11 protein-coding genes are annotated in these 16961 nt (G+C 76.2%); 8 read left to right on the forward strand and 3 right to left on the reverse strand.

The window, feature by feature from the left end:
• Positions 1-15 precede the first annotated feature (15 nt).
• The gene (locus LWC35_RS11970; protein WP_232870143.1) at positions 16-1506 is read left to right on the forward strand and encodes a hypothetical protein; all 1491 of its coding nucleotides are present in this window, start codon (positions 16-18) and stop codon (positions 1504-1506) included.
• A 10-nt stretch (positions 1507-1516) separates the two neighbouring features.
• Here the strand turns inward: LWC35_RS11970 and LWC35_RS11975 are convergent, their stop codons facing one another.
• On the reverse strand, positions 1517-3949 hold the full coding sequence (locus LWC35_RS11975) for an HAD-IC family P-type ATPase (RefSeq protein ID WP_232870144.1): 2433 nt from the start codon (positions 3947-3949) through the stop codon (positions 1517-1519).
• Between the two features lie 123 nt (positions 3950-4072).
• Between LWC35_RS11975 and LWC35_RS11980 the strand changes: the two genes are divergently transcribed.
• Entirely contained in the window at positions 4073-5419 is a 1347-nt protein-coding gene (locus tag LWC35_RS11980) for a PQQ-dependent sugar dehydrogenase (protein ID WP_232870145.1), read from the forward strand.
• 95 nt (positions 5420-5514) lie between these two features.
• Positions 5515-6516, forward strand: coding sequence for a zinc-dependent alcohol dehydrogenase family protein (locus tag LWC35_RS11985; protein WP_232870146.1), 1002 nt, complete (start codon positions 5515-5517; stop codon positions 6514-6516).
• 65 nt (positions 6517-6581) lie between these two features.
• On the opposite strand, the gene LWC35_RS11990 is transcribed toward LWC35_RS11985, so the two are convergent.
• Both LWC35_RS11990 and LWC35_RS11995 read right to left on the reverse strand, forming a co-directional pair.
• Complete coding sequence (locus LWC35_RS11990; protein WP_232870147.1) at positions 6582-6782, reverse strand: hypothetical protein; 201 nt, start codon at positions 6780-6782, stop codon at positions 6582-6584.
• A gap of 98 nt (positions 6783-6880) precedes the next feature.
• The gene (locus tag LWC35_RS11995; protein WP_232870148.1) at positions 6881-7624 is read right to left on the reverse strand and encodes a GAF and ANTAR domain-containing protein; all 744 of its coding nucleotides are present in this window, start codon (positions 7622-7624) and stop codon (positions 6881-6883) included.
• A gap of 369 nt (positions 7625-7993) precedes the next feature.
• On the opposite strand from LWC35_RS11995, the gene LWC35_RS12000 reads away from it, so the two are divergent.
• The 5 genes from LWC35_RS12000 to LWC35_RS12020 all read left to right on the forward strand — a co-directional run bounded on the left by LWC35_RS12000 (position 7994) and on the right by LWC35_RS12020 (position 16870).
• Positions 7994-8689: a response regulator transcription factor gene (locus tag LWC35_RS12000; protein WP_232870149.1), complete on the forward strand. Its 696-nt coding sequence runs from the start codon at positions 7994-7996 to the stop codon at positions 8687-8689.
• Positions 8690-8803: 114 nt separating this feature from the next.
• Positions 8804-10246, forward strand: coding sequence for a sensor histidine kinase (locus LWC35_RS12005; RefSeq protein WP_232870150.1), 1443 nt, complete (start codon positions 8804-8806; stop codon positions 10244-10246).
• A gap of 96 nt (positions 10247-10342) precedes the next feature.
• On the forward strand, positions 10343-11620 hold the full coding sequence (locus tag LWC35_RS12010) for an MFS transporter (RefSeq protein WP_232870151.1): 1278 nt from the start codon (positions 10343-10345) through the stop codon (positions 11618-11620).
• A gap of 153 nt (positions 11621-11773) precedes the next feature.
• Positions 11774-16414, forward strand: coding sequence for a Pls/PosA family non-ribosomal peptide synthetase (locus tag LWC35_RS12015; RefSeq protein ID WP_232870152.1), 4641 nt, complete (start codon positions 11774-11776; stop codon positions 16412-16414).
• Positions 16415-16537: 123 nt separating this feature from the next.
• Positions 16538-16870: an STAS domain-containing protein gene (locus tag LWC35_RS12020; protein WP_232870153.1), complete on the forward strand. Its 333-nt coding sequence runs from the start codon at positions 16538-16540 to the stop codon at positions 16868-16870.
• Positions 16871-16961: the final 91 nt, after the last annotated feature.

Genomic DNA, 16961 nt, shown 5'->3' on the forward strand with positions numbered 1-16961 from the left:
ATCCGAGGAGGCCCGATGTCCATCGTCGACCGACCCGACCCGCCCGGCCCGGACCTTCCCGGCACCTCGGCCGGTGGCGGCGCCGCGACCGCCACGCCGGAGGCGAGACCGGCTCCGGCGACCGCGCCGGAGACGGCACCGGGCACGGCCCCCGCGCCGCTCACCGCCGAGGAGCGGGCGGAGCTGCAGCGCCTGCGGGCCGAGATCGCCGCCCTGCGCACCGCGCCCCCGGCCCCTCCGCCGCACCGCCGCCCGCGCGGCCCGTTCCGCTGGGCCTCGCTGGCCTCGGCGGTCCTGCTGGTGCTGGGCCTGCTGCTGGTCCCCGTGTCGGTGCTGGCGGTCTGGACCCACAACCAGATCTCCGACACCGACCGGTTCGTCGCGACCATGAGCCCGGTCCTGCAGGACCCGGCGGTGCAGACCGCGGTGACGGGCCGGGTGACCCAGGAGATCTTCGCCCAGGTCGACGTCCAGCAGCTGGCGAACGAGGCCGTGGACGCGCTCGCCGCCCAGGGCCTGCCCGCCCCGATCGCCGACCGGCTGCACGGCCTCACCGGTCCGCTCGCCGACGGTACCCGCAGCTTCGTGCAGGGGAAGGTCCAGGAGGTCGTGAGCAGCCCGGCCTTCATCGCCGCCGGCCAGCAGGCGCTGACCGTGACCCATCAACAGCTCGCGGCGGTGCTCGCCGGCCAGTCCTCCGCGATCAGCGTCCAGGGCGCCGACGCCGTCCTCGATCTCTACCCCTTCATCGAGGCCGCCAAGCAGCGGCTCGTGGCCGACGGATTCGCCCTCGCCGCGAAGATCCCGCCCGTCCACCCGACGATCACGCTGTTCCCGGCCAGCATCCTGGTGCGGGCACAAACGCTCTACCACCTGCTCGACGTGGCGGCGACCTGGCTGCCCTGGGTCACCCTCGCCTTCCTGATCGGCGGGGTGCTGCTGGCGCGGAACCGACGGCGGGCGACGCTCGTGGTCGGCCTGGCCGTCATGGGGACGATGCTCGCCCTGGCAGCGGGCCTGCTCATCGTGCGCGGGATCGTGGTCGGCTCCGTCCCCGAGCAGGGCTCCGCCGCGGCGGCCTCGGCCTACGACATCATCGTGCGCTTCGTCCGCGCCGCCCTGCGGACGTTGTTCGTCGTCGGCCTCGTCGTGGCGCTCGCCGCGTGGGTGACCGGCCGGTCGTCCGCGGCGGTGCGGATCCGCGCCGGCCTGGCCCGCGGCGTGGCGTCCCTGCGTCGGGGTGCGATCAACCGCCGGATCGCCGAGGGCCCGGTGGGCCCGTGGGTCCACGACCACCTCACCCTGCTCCGGACGGCGCTGGTCGTCCTGGCCGCGCTCGTGGTCGTGCTGACCGACCGGCCCTCGGGCTGGACGATCCTGGTGGTCGTCCTGGTGCTGCTGGTCCTGCTCGGGATCGTCCAGTTCCTCGACCAGCCGAGGCCCACGGAACCCGAGCCCGAACCCGCGCCGCAGGCAGCGGACCCGGACGACGTGCGGTCCGGCTAGGGCGCCACGGCTAGGCGGGAAGTGCCGCCGGGGCAGGCGCCGCCACCCCGGTGGCGCGGGCCCGGACGACGCGCCCGACGACCTCGATGACCAGGCCCGCGACCAGGCCGAGCCCCACACCGACGCCGACGCGCAGCCACGTGACGTCGAGCAGGAACACGGTGCGGGACAGGAAGGGCACCGCGAGGATCACCACGACGGCCAGGGCCAGGCCGCCCACGAGCGCGACCTTCCAGCGGTTGAGGGGCCGGGCGAACAGGGTCAGCGCCCAGAGCGAGGCCACGAGCACGGTCACCGTCGCCACGGTCTGCCCGGCCGCCAGCCCGCCCGTCGGCTCCAGCCAGCGGATGGTGCGGTCGCCGGAGTACGCGGCCGTCCCGATCACCACGCCGATCGGCACCGCCGACCACAGCACCCGCGGCAGGAAGCCCGGGACGTAGCGGCGCCGGTTGGGGGCGAGTGCCAGGACGAAACCGGGAACGCCGATGGTCACGGCGGAGATCAGCGTGAGCTGGATGGGGGCGAGCGGGTAGGCGGCGGCGGTCACGATGACCACCAGGGCCATGAGCAGGGAGTAGACGTTCTTGACCAGGAACAGGTTCGCGGCGCGCTCGATGTTCGCCATGACCCGCCTGCCCTCGGCGACCACGTCGGGCAGGTGCGCGAACCGGCCGTCGAGCAGGACGAGCTGGGCGACCGCGCGGGTGGCGGCGGCGCCGTTGCCCATCGCGACGCCGATGTCGGCGTCCTTGAGCGCCATGGCGTCGTTGACGCCGTCGCCGGTCATCGCGACCACATGGCCGCGGCGCTGCAGCGCCCCGACGACCGCCCGCTTCTGCTGGGGCGTGACCCGGCCGTACACGGGATGGGCCTCGAGCACCTCGGCGAGGGCGTCGGGGTCCTCGGGCAGGGTCCGGGCGTCGACGGCGTCGGCCGCGGCGGTGATGCCCGGGAGGCCGACGGCGGTGGCGACGGCGCCGACCGTGCGCGGGTTGTCGCCGGAGATCACCCGCAGCGACACGCCCTGCTCGGCGAAGTAGCGCAGGGTGTCCGCGGCGTCGTCGCGGATCCGCTCGGCGAGCACGACGAGCGCACGCGCCTCGAGCCCCGCCGGGAGGACGGGCCCCTCGGCGGCGGACTCGGCGTGCGCGAGGACGAGCACCCGCCGCCCGTCCTCCGCGATCTTCCCGGCGGTCTCCAGCAGGTCGGCGGACCCGGCGTCGGCCGGCTCGGGGAGGACCATCTCGGGCGCCCCGAGGACCCAGGTGCCGTGGTCGCCGGCGCCGACGGCGGACCACTTGCGGTCCGACGAGAACGGGACGGACGCCGTCGAGGTCCAGGAGGTGTGCGAGAAGACGGTGGCGAGCGCCGCCGCGGTGGCGTTGCCGCCCGGCTCGGTGCAGCTCAGCGCGAGCGCCTCGCGCACCTCGGCCTCGTCGAGCGCGTCGGTCCCGCGCGGCAGCACGAGCCGGTCGAACACGATGTCGCCGTGCGTGAGGGTCCCGGTCTTGTCGAGGCAGACGACGTCGACGCGGGCCAGCACCTCGACGGCGGGCAGCTCCTGGACCAGGGTCTGCTTCCGCGCCAGCGTCACCGCCCCGAGCATGAACGCGAGGCTGGTCAGCAGCACGAGGCCCTCGGGCACCATCCCGACGAGGGCGGCGACGGTCCCGGTGACCGCCGCCTGCCAGCTCTCGGCGTCGCTGGTCCGGAACTGGCTCCACACCAGCAGCGGCGCGACGACCAGCATCATCACCGAGATCCAGCGCAGCAGCGTGTTCGTCCCGGTGATCAGCTCGCTCGGGGTGCGCGTGAACTTCTTCGCCTCCGCGGTGAGGCGGGTGGCGTACGCGTCGGCGCCCACGGCGGTGGCCCGGAACCGGCCCTGCCCGGCGACGACGATCGAGCCGGAGCGGACCTGGTCCCCGCGGACCTTGGCGATCGGGTCGGACTCGCCGGTGAGCAGGGACTCGTCGACCTCGAGCCCGGCCGACGCGGTGACCGTGCCGTCGGCGGTGACCTGGTCGCCCGAGCGCAGCTCGACCAGCTCGTCGGCGACGACCGCGGCGACCTCGATCTCGGCCATCTCGCCGTCCCGGACCACCCGCGCGTGCGGGGCGTTCAGCACGGCGAGTCGGTCCAGCGTGCGCTTGGCGCGCACCTCCTGGATCACCCCGATCGCCGTGTTGGCCACGATGACCAGGCCGAACAGGCCGTTCTGCCAGCGGCCGGTGGCGGCGATGACGAGGAAGAGGACGAACAGCAGCCCGTTGAACGGCGTGACGACGTTCGCCCGCACGATCTGCCCGACGCTGCGGCTGGTGCGCGCGTCGACGGCGTTGGTGCGGCCGGCGGCGACCCGCTCGGCGACCTCCGCGGCGGTCAGGCCGCGGTCGCCCCGCGGGGACCCCACGACGGTGCCGCGTCCGAGCACGTCCTCCACGCGTCCCCCCGCCCTCGGCTCCGTGACCCGACGTCGAACCGGACGTGGCCCGCGTTACGCGCATCCGACGCCCGATCCCTCACCATCGGTCCGATTCCGCGTCGTGGGAAGGGCTGTTCGTCCATGCGTGCGTCCCGATGGGTGGTGCTGCTCCTCGCCGCGGTCGTGCTGGTCGGATGTGTGCCGTCCGGTGGGGCCTCCCCGTCGGCCGGGGCCCCGACGGCGGCGGTGCCGGCGGACCTGGTGCCGGTACCGGTGACCGTGCCGGCCGGCCTGGCCGCGGCGCCGCTCGACGTCCCGCGGCAGGCGCTCGTGCCGCCCGGCTGGTCGCTGTCGGTGTTCGCCCGCGTGCCCGCCGCACGCCTCGCCGTGTGGGCGCCGGACGGGACACTGCTCGTCTCGGTGCCCGAGGACGGCACGGTGGTGCGGCTGGTGCCCGACGGGCGGGGCACGGCCACGCAGACGCCCCTGCTGGACGGGCTGGACCAGCCGCACGGGCTGACGTTCGCCGGTCCGACGCTGTACGTGGCGCAGAGCGACCGGGTCGACGCCTACCCCTACACCGACGGCCGCGTCGGCGCGCCACGGCCGGTCGCGACCGGGCTTCCGGACGCGAAGAGCCCCGAGCTGGGCGGCCGCTACGCGCACGCCCTGAAGAGCGTGGCCGTCGGCCCCGACGGCGCGGTCTACGTGTCCGTCGGCTCCACCGGGAACATCTCCGCCGGCGATCTCGCGGCGGACCCGCCGCGGGCGTCGATCCTGCGGGTGCCGCCCGGGGGCGGGCCGCCCGCCCCGTTCGCCGTGGGGGTCCGCAACGGGACGGGGCTGGCCGTCGCGCCGGACGGGTCGGTGTGGACCGCGGTGAACGACCGCGACAACATCCAGTACCCCTTCGACCGCCCGTACGACGGCTCGTCGGGGTCCGCGCGCGGCGCGGTCGTCGAGGCCTACGTGCGGGACCACCCGGCGGAGGCCCTGGCGCGGCTCACCCCGGGCCGCAACCTCGGCTGGCCGTACTGCAACCCGGACCCCGACGTCGAGCCGGGTGCCGCCGGCAGCGCCCAGGTGCTCAGCGACGTGCCGTTCACGCGGGACGTGCAGACCAACCCGGACGGCGCCGCGCTCGACTGCGCCGCGCTGCCCCGGGTCGAGCAGGCACTCGGTGGCCACTCGGCGCCGCTGGGGCTGGCGTTCGTCGACGGCGGCCTGCCCGGGGACTTCGCGCACGGGGCGCTGGTCGGGGTGCACGGCTCGTGGAACGCGGAGCCGCCGCGGGCCCCCGAGGTCTCGTTCTTCCCGTGGCGCGACGGCGGGCTGGGGCCGCAACGGACGCTCGTCGGCGGCTTCCAGGCGGCCGACGGCACACGGTGGGGCCGCCCGGTCGCCGCCGTGGCCGGCCCGGACGGGGCCGTGTACGTGACCGACGACGACGCCGGCGCGGTCTACCGGCTGGCCCCGCCGGACCGCTGATCCCCCCCGGTGATCTCCGGCACGGGACCAGCGGCCCGCGCACGCGGGACCGGCGACCGTTCCGTTGTGGACCTCCGGCACGCCATGCTGGCGGGATGAAGGCGTGGATCGTCCGGAGACCGGGACCGATCACGGGCGGCCCGCTGGCCCAGGTGGACCGGGAGGACCCGGAACCCGGCGCGGGCGAGGTCCGGGTGCGCGTGTCGGCGTGCGGGGTGTGCCGCACGGACCTGCACCTGGCGGAGGGGGACCTCGCCCCGCACCACCCCGGGACGGTGCCGGGACACGAGATCGTCGGCGTGGTCGACGCGCTCGGCACGGGCACGCGGCGGTTCGCGATCGGCGACCGGATCGGCATCGCCTGGCTGCGCGGGACCTGCGGGCGTTGCCGCTTCTGCCGGGGCGGGCGCGAGAACCTCTGTCCCGACGCGCGGTTCACCGGCTGGGACGCCGACGGCGGCTACGCCGAGTTCGCCGTGGTCCCCGAGGCGTACGCGTACGCCCTGCCGCCCGCGCTCGACGACGCGACCGCCGCCCCGCTGTTGTGTGCCGGCATCGTCGGCTACCGGGCCCTGAAACGGGCGGAGCTGCCGCCGGGCGGGCGGCTGGGCATCTACGGGTTCGGCGCGTCGGCGCACGTCGTGGCGCAGGTCGCGATCGCGCAGGGCGCCACCGTGCACGTGCAGACCCGCTCGCCCGAGGCCCGGGAGCTGGCGCTCGCGCTCGGCGCCGCCTCCGCCGGTCCGGCGGACGCGGAGCCGCCGGAGCCGCTCGACGCCGCCGTGACCTTCGCCCCCGTCGGCGGGCTCGTGCCGGTCGCGCTGCGGGCGCTCGACGCCGGCGGCACCCTCGCGATCGCCGGCATCCACCTCACCGACGTGCCGGGGCTGGACTACGAGCGCGAGCTGTTCCGCGAGAAGCAGCTGCGCAGCGTCACCGCCAACACCCGCGCCGACGGCGAGGAGTTCCTGCGGCTCGCGGCGGCGCTCGACGTCCGGCCCGTCGTCGACCCGCGGCCGCTGTCCACGGCGGACCGCGTGCTGGCCGACCTGGCGGCGGACCGGATCACCGGCGCCGCCGTACTGCTGCCCGGGTAGCCGACCCGCCGACGGAGGTCGGTGGCACGGCGGGCGACGCACGACACGCCGAGGGCGGCGCCCGCTCACCGTCCCCCGACGGCCTGGTCCACCACGGTTGCGAGGCGGGCGAGCAGCTCCTCGGACTCGGCCAGCGTGATCAGGCCGAGCTCGGCCGCCTCCCGGACGTCGGCGCACAGCACGGCGGTCAGCACGCTCGCGGGGTCCCCGCCGTCGGCGACCGGCCGCAGGTAGGAATGGCCGGGACCGTCCAGGGGTCGTGCCATCCGCCGCCTCCCTCGACCCGGGCGCCGCAGCGCCGCCGTCCACGATGGGGGCGACGCCGGGGGGCGTACCTCGCCCCGACGGGGTGAGGGGCGGCGGGTCAGAGCTGGTCGCGCCGCTGGGTGAGGGTCTCCGCGATGCGGGCGAGCTTGACGTTGAGCGACTGCGAGGCCGACCGCAGGATCCGGAAGGCCTCCTCGGCGTCGACGCCGCGACGCTCCATGAGGATCCCCTTGGCCTGGCCGATCACGTCCCGGCTGCGCACGGCCTCGGTCAGCTGCGTGACCTTCAGCTCGGCGCGGGTGGAGGCGAGCGAGCCGGCGACCGCGGTGGACGCGTGGGCGGCCAGCACCAGCGCCGTGTCGCGGTCGGCCTGGTCGAGGCCGCCCGGGCGGCGGGAGTAGAAGTCGAGCGACCCGATCCGCGGCGGGTCCTGCGCGGGGAACAGGCCGACGGCCATCGCGCTCCCGACGCCCAGCTCGGCGGCCGCGGGACCCCACTTCGGGAACTCCTCGCCGGCCGCCACGTCCGCGGAGAAGGCGAAGCCGACGCCCGGCACCCGGCTCGCGTCGAGGCAGGGGCCCTCGTCGAACTCGTTCTGCAGCTCGTCGAGGCGCACGCCCACGGGGTCGGTGGTGGCCGGGGTGTCGATGGTGCCGTCGCGCGAGCGCAGCGAGACGCTGACGATGTCGGCGCCGTTCACCACGCGCACCGTCGCCTGGGCGATGCGGTCGAGCACGTCCTGCACGGTGGGCGCGTCGAGCAGCTTCTCGGAGAGCGAGACGAACTCGGCGACGAGCGGGGGCGGGGCCCCCAGGTCGCCGTAGCGGTCGTGCTCCGACATGGTGTCCCTCCTGCCCGCGGAGCCGGTGGCGACGAGCCTACGCACCTCGCCCCGGCCTGCCGGGTGGGGCACCTGGCGCCACCACGGCCCGGTGGATCACACCACGAGGACACGCCCCGGGGGAGCGCGGGCTGCGGGGGGATCGGCGTCCGGGGGCCGGGGCCGCATTCTCTCTGTGGGGGCGGCGCCCGGCCCGGTCAGGTGGACGGGGGGAACCTTCCACCTGCCGTCGTGTGTACCGACCGTCGGGAACGGGGGGCAAGGCCCGGGGGCCCGGAGCCGCGAGATTTTGCCGTCGGCTAACCGACCTCTCAGCTCGCTCGTACGTCGGCCGTCGATCCGCGGCGGCCGGCTCGGGATGATGGCCCGGTGAGCGCGCGCATCCTGCTCGTCGAGGACGACCGGGGCCTGGGGGAGGGCCTGGTCGAGAGCCTCACGCAGCACGGGCACGAGGTGGTGTGGGCGCACACCGGCCGCGCGGCCCTCGACTGCGCCGGGGCGCGGGAACCCGACCTCGTCCTGCTCGACCTCGGGCTGCCCGACATGGACGGCATCCGGGTCTGCCGGGCGCTGCGGGCGCGGTCCGCCGACGCCGTGGTGGTGATCCTGACGGCCCGCGGGGCGGAGATGGACGTCGTCGTCGGGCTCGACGCCGGCGCGGACGACTACCTCACCAAGCCCGTCCGCCGCGAGGAGCTGCTCGCCCGCGTCCGCGCGCACCTGCGCCGGGGCAGGCCGGGGCCGCCGGGCGACCCCGTGCGGCTGGGCGACCTCGAGCTCGACCTGCGGGAACGCCGGGTGGTCGTGGCCGGGCGCGAGCTGGTGATGCGGGCGAAGGAGTTCGACCTGCTGGAGCGGCTGGCCCGCGACCCCGGCGCAGCGCTGAGCCGGCGGACCCTGATGGCCGACGTGTGGGACGACCACTGGGGCGGGTCCACCAAGACCCTCGACGTCCACGTGGCGGCCCTGCGCCGGCGGCTGTCGGGCTTCCCGGCCGGGACCCGGCTGCCGCGGATCCGCACCCTGCGCGGGCACGGCTACCGCCTGGAGCCGCCGACGGCCTAGCCTTCATCCTCCGCGACACCGGCGGGACCGGGCCGGATCCGCCGCGACCTCGCGAGGGTGGGGGTGACCGTGCGAGGGACCGCTCGCGTCCGCACCCGTATCGTCTCGCTCTCCGTGGCGATCGCCGCGATCGCGGTGACCCTCTTCGGCGTGCCGCTCGGCCTCGGCCTCGCCCGCTACGCCGTGGCCGACGAGGGCGTCGTGCTGCAGCGGCTCGCCGACCTGACCGCCGCGGCCGTGCTGACCGACCTGGCCCACGACCGCGTCCCCGCGGTGCTGCCCGGGTCGGGGACGCCCGCGACCACGCTCGGGCTCTACGACGACGGCGGCCTGCTCGCGGCCGGCGACGGCGCCCCGACCGGCGACGAGCACGTCAGGGCCGTGCTCCGGGGCGCGGGCCCGGAGGTCGTGCGGAGCGGCGGCGACATGATCGCGACCGTCCCCGTGCTGGGCGAGCACGAGGTCATCGGCGCGGTCCGGGCCGCCCGCCCGGTGTCGGTGGTCTACGCCGGCCTGGTCCCGTTGTGGCTGGGGATGCTGGTCCTGGCCGCGCTCGTCCTGGTCGCCGCGTGGGCCATCGCCCGACGGCAGGCCCGGCGGCTCGCGCACCCGCTGGAGGACCTGGCCGTGCTGGCCGGCCGGCTCGGCGACGGGGACTTCAGCGTGCGGCCGCGGCGGGCCGGGCTCGCGGAGGTCGACGCGCTCGGCGCCGCCTTCGCCAGCACCGCCGCCCGGCTCGACGAGCTCCTCGCTCGCGAGCGGGCCTTCTCCGCCGAGGCGTCGCACCAGCTCCGCACGCCGCTGGCCGCGCTGCGCCTGCGCCTGGAGAACGCCCGGGCGGACGCACGCCCGGGCGTCGAGCTCGGTCCCGCGCTCGACGCCGCCGTCGCGGAGACCGAGCGGCTGACCCGTACGGTCGAGGAGCTGCTGGCGCTCGCCCGGGCCCGGGACGGTGCCGGGCGGGCCCCGGTCGACCTGCACGCCGTGCTCGACGAGGTGGCCGAGACCTACCGGCCGCGGCTCGTCGCGGAGGGACGGGGGCTCGACCTCGACCTCGACGGGGTGGGCGACGGGGAGCCCGACGGCGGCGCGCCCACGGTCGTCGGGTCGCGGGCCGCGATCGGCCAGGTCCTCGCGGTGCTGCTGGACAACGCGGTGCGGCACGGCGGGGGCGCCGTCCGGGTCGGTCTCCGCGACGTGGGCGACGCGGTGGCGGTCGACGTCGGCGACGAGGGCCCGGGGTTCGCGAACGGGCATCCCGAGCGCGACGGCGGTCCGTCCGGGCCCGACACCCCGGGCGAGGGCCTGGGCATCGGCCTCCCGCTCGCCACCCGGCTGGCCGAGGACCAGGGCGGCCGGCTCGTCGTCTCGCGGGAGAGCCCGCCGGTCATGACGCTCTTCCTGCCGCTCGAGAACCGCGAGGACCGGGAGGACCGGGAGGACCGGGAGGACGGCAGGCCGGGCGGGGCGGCGGGGGCGACCTCTCCGGGGACGGTGCCTCCGGCCCGGCCGGGCACGGGGGCTGACGGGACGCGGGCCGGCCGGGACGCGGGCTGAGATGAAGGCGGGCCGACATGAACGCGGGCCGGTACGGTCGGCCCGCTCGTGAGGCGGTCCGGTGTGGGCCGACGCAGGAAGGGAAGGACGCCGGGCATGGCCGACACCCCCGCCCAGCCGGACGACCGCCGGGAGAGCACGGCCGGCGCGGGAGGTGCGGCCGCGGGGGCCGGTCCGCGGCAGGGCGTGCTCCTCCCGCTGTACGCCGCCGGGTTCGTCACGGCGTTCGGCTCGCACGCCGTCGCGACGGGCGCCGGTGCCGAGACCGGGTCCGGGCAGCTGTCCGTGCTGGCACTCGGCCTGGTCCTGGCCGTGTACGACGGGGCGGAGATCCTGCTCAAGCCGGTGTTCGGCTCGCTCGCCGACCGCGTCGGCCCGCGGCGGGTGCTGCTGGGCGGCCTCGCCGCGTTCGCCGCGGTGTCCCTGGTCTACGTGCTCGTCGCGCTGGGCGGGGGGATGGCGGCGGGGCCGGGCTCGGCGGTGGCGCTGACCCTGGCGCGGCTCGGGCAGGGGGCGGCCGCCTCGGCGTTCTCGCCGGCGGCCGGGGCGATGGTGGGGCGGTTGGGCGCGGGCGGCCGGCAGGGGCGCGTGTTCGGCTCCTACGGAGCGTGGAAGGGCCTCGGCTACACGGCGGGCCCGTTGATCGGCGGCGTGGTCCTCACGTTCGCCGGGTTCACGACGCTGTTCGTCGTCCTCGCCGCGGTCGCCGTCGCCGTGACGGTGTGGGCGGCCCTGAGCGTCCCCGCGGTCCCGCCGCTGCCGCGGCAGCGCCAGACCGTCGTCGACCTCGCGCGCCGGCTCTCCGCACCGGGCTTCCTGCGGCCGACCGCGGCGCTGGCCGGCACCACGGCGGCGCTGGCCACGGCCGTCGGGTTCCTGCCGGCGCTCGGCACGGCGGCCGGGCTGAGCGCGATCGTCACCGGTGCCGTGGTGGGCTGCCTGGCGCTCTCCTCGACGCTGGTCCAGCCGCGGGCCGGCCGGGCCCACGACCGCGGGAGGTTGAGCACGCGGACGGCACTGGCGGCGGGGTTCGCGCTGATGGTCGCCGGTTTCGTCCTGGCCGCGACGGTCCCGGGGATCGTCGCGCTGGTGGCGGCGGCCGTCGTCATCGGCCTCGGGGTCGGGGTCGCGACCCCGGTCGCGTTCGCGTCGCTGGCCGCCTCGTCCCCGCCGGAGCGGCTCGGCCAGACGATGGGCTCGGCGGAGGTCGGGCGGGAGCTCGGCGACGCGGGCGGGCCGCTGCTGGTCGGCGTCGTGGCCGCGGCCGCCTCCGTCGCCGTCGGCCTGGGCGCGCTGGCCGCGGTGCTCGCCGTCGTCGGGACGGCGGCGGTGGCGGGGCGCTCCGCCGCTCGGCCGGCCGACGGGAGCGGCTGAGTCCGGGGGACGGCCCCCACGCGGACGGGGGCCCGCCCCGGCCGGTCCGAGGCCTGTCCCCATGGTCCGGACCGCCCGGTGCCGACACCCTCGGAACATCCGGTGGACCGCGCCGCTGCGGTCCACGCGTCGGGTGGAGCAGCGGGGGACCAGATGTCGATCACGCAGTCGGGCGAGCACGGGCCGTCGGCCCCGGGCCGGCCGGACGTGCCGCTCTCGGAGCTGGTCGTCGTCGACCGCCACGAGGCGCAGGGCTGGCGGGTGCGCCGGCACGAGCGCCTCGACTCGGTGTTCGAGGAACGGTGCGACTGGATCCGCGAGTACGGACGCGCCGGACAGCTCGCCGTCGACGCCCCCGGCGCCGCCCTGACCTACGACGAGCTCGACGCCCGCGCCAACCGGCTCGCCCGCTACCTGCGGCTGCACGGCGCCGGGGCCGGCGACCGCGTCGCCCTGCTGTTCGACGACCGCGTCGAGGCCTACGCCGCGCTGCTCGCCGTGCTGAAGATCGGGGCCACGTGCGTGCCGCTCGACCCGGACGCGCCGGCCGACCGGCTCGCGTTCGTCGTCGCGGACACCGGGGCGCGGATCGTGCTGAGCCGCTCGCACCTGCGCGGTCGGGTGGCCGGCGTGCGCGCGCTGCGCACCGGCGCGGCCGAGGTGCTCGCGGTCGACGACGCGGCGGCGCTGATCGCGGAGATGAGCCCGGCGCGGCTGCAGCCCGCGGAGCGCGGCGGCGCCGCCGACCGGCCCGCGTACGTCGTCCACGTCGCCGACGCCTCGGGCTGGTCCGAGGGCGTCACCCTCGACCACCGCGCCGTCTGCAACGCCGTGCGCATCGCCTCCGAGACCTTCGGCCTCCGCGGGCACCGTCTCCACCAGGGCCGCGCGCTGTTCTCCGGCGGCGGCATCGAGGAGGTGTGGATGGCGTGGGCCGCCGGGGCGACGCTGGTGCCCGCGCCCGACGGGCCCGCGCTGCGCGGCCGGGCGCTGCACGCCGACCTGGAGGCGCGGCGCGTCACGGCGCTCTGCACCACCCCTGCCCTGCTGTCCACGCTCGAGCAGGACCTGCCCCGGCTGCGGTTCCTGCTGGTGTCGGGCGAACCCTGCCCACCGGCTCTCGTGGCGCGCTGGCACCGCCCCGACCGGCGCCTGCTCACCGCCTACGTGCCGCCCGGTGCGAGCGTGACCGCGGCGTGGGCCGAGGCCCACCCGGACAGGCCGGTCACCGTCGGGACGCCGTTGCCCACCTACGCGACCGTCATCCTCGACCCGGAGTTCCCGCTGGCCCTGCCGCACGGGCAGACCGGCGAGATCGGGGTGGCCGGGCTCGGTCTGGCCTGCGGCTACCTGGACTCGGGCGACGCCTTCGTCGACGACTTCCTCGGCATCCCCGGCAACCCCTCCGGCCGGATCTACCGCACCGGCGACCTGGGCCGGGTCGACGCCGGAGGGGAGATCGAGTACCGCGGCCGGATCGCCCTGCAGGTGGTCGTGGGCGGCGAGCGGGTCGACCTCACCGCGATCGAGTCGGTGATGCTCGGGGTGCCCGGCGTGGCGTCGGCGGTCGTGGTCGCGCACGACGGGCCGGGCGGTCCCGAGCTCGTGGGCTACTACACCTGCCGGTCCGACGGGCCGGCCGACGAGCAGGAGATCCGGGCCCGGCTGCAGGAGCGGTCGGCCCCCGGCCCCGTCCCGGCGCGGTTCGAGCGGCTGGACGCCCTCCCGCTGACCGCGGACGGCCTCGTCCACCGGGCGGCCCTGCCCGCCCAGCCCGCGCCGCCGAGCGGCGCCGAGATGTCGGTGCTGCGGGCCGAGAACGCCCGGTTGTACGAGGAGCTGGAGGAGCTCGAGCAGCTGCTGCCGTCCGAGCCGGCCGAGCCGGCCGAGCCGGCCGAGCCGGCCGAGCCGACCGAGCCGGCCGGGCCGACCGGGCCGGCCGTGCCGCCTACGTCGGACGGGGCCCTCACGCTGGACCAGATCCTGCGGACGCCGGCACCCCCGGCGCCCGCCCCCGAGGTCCTGACCGTGGACCAGATCCTGTCCGCGCCGGCCGTCCCGGCTCCGGTGCCCGCCCCGGTGCCCGCCCCGTCCCCGACCCCCACACCGGTACCGTCCACGCCCGCCCCGTCCACGGCCGGGCTGGCCGCGGCGCTGGCGGGCGTGCTGGCCGAGGTGCTCGCCGTCGAGCACGTGCCCGTCGACGCCCACGTCTTCGACGACCTGGGCGCGGACTCGATGGTGATGACCCGCTTCTGCGCCCGGCTGCGCACCCGCGCCGACCTGCCGTCGGTCTCGATCCGGGACGTCTACGCCCACCCGACCGTCGCCGGGCTCGCCACCGCCTTCGCCGGCGCGGCCCCCTCCCCGGCCCCAGCGGGCGCGACCGTGGCGCAGGGGCTCGCGCAGGTCCTCGCCGAGGTGCTGGCGGTGGACCACGTCCCCGTCGACCGCAACGTGTTCGACGACCTGGGCGCGGACTCGATGGTGATGACCCGCTTCTGCGCCCGGCTGCGCGCCCGCGCCGACCTGCCGTCGATCTCCATCCGGGACGTCTACGCCAACCCGACCATCGCCGGAATGGCGGCCGCGGCCGCCCCGGCACCCACGCAGGCGTCACCGCAGGCGCCGGTGGTTCCCGTCCGGCACAGCACGGTCGGGTACGTGCTCACCGGTGCGCTGCAGCTGCTGACCTTCCTGCTCTACGCCACCGGCGTCGGCTACGCGCTGGACCGGGCCTACGTCTGGATCCTGGCCGGCAACGGGCTGCTGGACGTCTACCTGCGCTCGGCCACCGCCGGCGGGACCGCCTTCCTGGCCCTGTGCCTGCTGCCGATCGTGGCGAAGTGGGTGCTGATCGGTCGCTGGAAGGAGGGCGAGCTTCCGGTCTGGAGCCTGCGCTACTTCCGGTTCTGGCTGGTGAAGACGCTGGTCCGGGCCAACCCGCTGGCGCTGTTCGTGGTCGGCTCGCCGTTGTACGCGCTCTACCTGCGCGCGTTGGGGGCGAAGGTCGGGAAGGACGTCGCGATCTTCACCCGGCACCTGCCGATCGCGACCGACCTGCTCACCATCGGCTCCGGCACCGTGATCCGCAAGGACGCCCTCCTGCTGGGCTACCGCGCTCGGGCCGGGACGATCCAGACCGGGCGGGTCACGCTGGGCCGCGACGTCGTCGTCGGCGACAAGAGCGTGCTCGACATCGACACCGCCATCGGCGACGGTGCCCAGCTCGGGCATGCCTCCGCGCTGCACCGCGGCCAGAGCGTCCCGGCAGGGCAGAGCTGGCACGGTTCGCCCGCGGAGCCGACGCACACCGACTTCCGTGCCGTCCCGCCGGCCCGGGTCCGGGCGCTCCGGAAGTTCACGTTCGTCACGAGCCAGTTGGTCAAGCTGTTCGGGATCTACCTGCCCCTCGGGTTCGGCGGCCCGTTCATGCTGCTCACGACGGTGCCGCGGTTCAAGGAGCTGCTGGAGCCCGGCGCCGTGGCTCACACGACCGCGCAGTTCTACCTGAACGCGATGGTCGACTCGGCGCTCCTGGTCGTCGGAGGTCTTCTCCTCGGGCTGCTGGTGGTGGTCACCGTGCCTCGGCTGCTGGCCCCGTTCGTGCGCCCGGACCGCGTGTACCCGCTCTACGGGCTGCGGTACTCGCTGCACCGCACGATCTCGCGCCTCACCAACGTCCGCCTGTTCGTGTACCTCTTCGGCGACAGCTCCTTCATCGTCAACTACCTCTACCTGCTGGGGTACGACCTCGGGCGGGTCGAGCAGACCGGCTCCAACTTCGGCTCGCACTTCGCGCACGAGACGCCGTACCTCACCTCGGTGGGCACCGGCACGGTGATCGCTGACGGCCTGGTCGTCGCCAACGCCGACTTCTCCAACACCTCGTTCCGGACGTCGCGGGTCGCGATCGGCGCGCACAACTTCCTCGGCAACTACATCGCCTACCCGATCGGCGGCCGCACCGGCGACGACTGCCTGCTCGCCACCAAGGTCGCCGTGCCGGTCGACGGCCCGGTGCGCCAGGGCGTCGGGCTGCTCGGCTCGCCCGCCTTCGAGATCCCGCGCACCGTCCAGCGCGACCGGGTCCTCGAGATCGACGTCCGGGAGCGGCGGCGGCGGTTGCGCCGCAAGAACGGCCACAACCTGCGCACGATCGCCCTCGTCCTGCTGGTGCGGTGGGCCCACGTGCTCGGCCTGCTGCTGCTCGGCCTGCTCGCGGTGGACCACTACCAGGACTGGGGCCCGGTCGCCTTCGCGGCGGAGGTCGTCGCCAGCGTGCTGTTCACGGTCGGGTGGTTCGTGTTCTGGGAGCGGCTGTCGACGGGCTTCCGCCGCCAGCGCCCCCGGTCCTGCTCGATCTACGACCCCGTCTTCTGGCGGCACGAGCGCTTCTGGAAGTTCATGGTGCCGTCGCTGGACCGGCTGCTGGCCGGGACGCCCTACAAGAACCTGGTCAGCCGCCTGGTCGGGACCCGCATCGGTCGCCGGGTGTTCGACGACGGGGCCATGGTGGTCGAGCACACCCTGACCGCGATCGGCGACGACTGCACCCTCAACGTCGGCACCATCGTCCAGCCGCACTCGCAGGAGGACGGCGCGTTCAAGTCCGACCACGTCACGATCGGCCGCGGCGTGACCCTCGGGGTCGGCACCTTCATGCTCTACGGCGTGAGCCTGGGCGACGGCGTCGAGATCGCCGCCGACTCGTTCGTCATGAAGGGCGAGGAGATTCCGGCCGGGGCGCGGTGGGGCGGGAACCCCGCACGGGAACTTCCCGCGGGGCGGTAACACGCCGCGCGACCGCCTCGATACGCAGCGTGACGGGTCGGGCGGCGACGCCCCCCGGCCGCCCGGCCCGTCGCCGGCCGGCCCCCGTCCCATCGCTGCAGGAGGCGATCGCCCATCACCGACATGACGAACCCCCAGGGGTGCCGGCTCGAGATCGAGGTGGGGGAGCGGACCGTCGTCCGGCTCTCCGGCGAGCTCGACGCGCCCGACACCCGCAGCGCACGGAAGCTGCTCACCGCCTACATCCGGGCCGGCACCACGATCGTCGTCGACCTGGTGGCGGCGACCTCGGTCGGCCCGAGCGGCCTCGCCGCGCTGGTCGACCTGCACGAGCTGGCCCGCCAGCAGGGGTCCCGCCTGGTCGTCGTGACCGGGGACGGTCCGGCGCAGCAGGCGCTGGAGGGAGCGGGCCTGACCGGCACCATCGACGTCCGGACGGTCCTCGCGGAGGAATGAGGGCACCCGACGTGGTCCCGGCGGTGCGGACCACGGGAACGGGCCCGACCAGCCCGGTCGCCGACGCGGCGACCGGGCCCGGAGCCGGACG

Origin of the sequence: Pseudonocardia kujensis (assembly GCF_021283305.1) — a bacterium.
In the GTDB taxonomy this organism is placed as follows: domain Bacteria; phylum Actinomycetota; class Actinomycetes; order Mycobacteriales; family Pseudonocardiaceae; genus Pseudonocardia; species Pseudonocardia kujensis.